Origin of the sequence: Pseudoalteromonas sp. SG43-6, from assembly GCF_014164365.1 — a bacterium.
Classification (GTDB): domain Bacteria; phylum Pseudomonadota; class Gammaproteobacteria; order Enterobacterales; family Alteromonadaceae; genus Pseudoalteromonas; species Pseudoalteromonas rhizosphaerae.
On record NZ_JACJEZ010000183.1, the window covers coordinates 1 to 370 of the forward strand.

Here is a 370-nt window from a genome sequence, read left to right on the forward strand (position 1 = left end):
TCGATTTTTCTTTGCTCACGCGTATCAATTTCATGAGTGAGCAATAAACTGACGCGCTCTATAAAGCTTTGTTCTTGATATAGATTTGGCTGTTCAAGCTGTTGCTTGAGTGCTTGCTTTATACCCGATAACTTGAGTAGTTGAAGTTGCTGGTTAATGGTGTTTATCATGTTTTCATTCCTTAATGGTAATAATCTGTGCCACGTATGTTGCTATGTGTAATTGGCTTGTCAGGCTCTGTTTTATGTGTGGGTAACGGTTGTTGATCCAACCCTTTCTTCAGCATCTGCTTTATTGATTTAAGTGTGGTCGTATTCATTATGATCGCGCGATAACACGCTTGCTCAAGCCGCTCTTTTGAATAGATTTT

Annotated in this window: 2 pseudogenes; both read right to left on the reverse strand. The window is 39.2% G+C overall.

From position 1 onward, the window contains the following. Positions 1 to 170: pseudogene (locus H5201_RS23365) on the reverse strand (IstB-like ATP-binding domain-containing protein); the annotation flags it as partial. Positions 171 to 181: 11 nt separating this feature from the next. After that, a pseudogene (locus tag H5201_RS23010) lies at positions 182 to 370 on the reverse strand (IS21 family transposase); the annotation flags it as partial.